The organism is Aliamphritea spongicola, assembly GCF_017051665.1.
Taxonomy (GTDB): Bacteria; Pseudomonadota; Gammaproteobacteria; order Pseudomonadales; family Balneatricaceae; genus Amphritea; species Amphritea spongicola.
In genome coordinates, this window is the sequence record NZ_JAFIDL010000030.1 from 1 (window position 1) to 455 (window position 455).

Annotated in this window: 1 tRNA gene and 1 rRNA gene; both read left to right on the top strand. The window is 43.7% G+C overall.

The annotated features are described in order from the left end of the window. Positions 1-80: ribosomal RNA gene (locus JYB63_RS22590) — 16S ribosomal RNA — on the top strand; the annotation flags it as partial. A gap of 63 nt (positions 81-143) precedes the next feature. Further along, a tRNA-Ala gene (locus tag JYB63_RS22595) sits at positions 144-219 on the top strand. The last annotated feature ends 236 nt before the right edge of the window (positions 220-455 follow it).

A 455-nucleotide genomic window follows, 5' to 3' on the forward strand; every position in this document is an offset into this window, starting at 1 on the left:
TTACCACGGTGTGGTTCATGACTGGGGTGAAGTCGTAACAAGGTAGCCCTAGGGGAACCTGGGGCTGGATCACCTCCTTAAACGATAGCGGATTCTCAGCAAGCGTTCACACGAATTATCTGATCAGTTGTAGAGTAAGTACTGGGGCTATAGCTCAGCTGGGAGAGCGCCTGCTTTGCACGCAGGAGGTCTGCGGTTCGATCCCGCATAGCTCCACCATTCTTCATCCTGAAGAACGGTCAGTACTTAAATGCTTTGTTCCTGAGAACACAAAAGCTAATGAATAGGTTGTTGATAACCTGTTAATTACCTTTTGTCTTTTTAGACAAAACGCTCTTTAACAATTTAAATCCTGTAACGAGAATTAAGTAAGACAAATGTACAAGCGCTAATCCGGCGTAAATGTATCGTTACTTCAGCGTTAACTGTTTAACAGTTGGCTATGAAGTTTAATC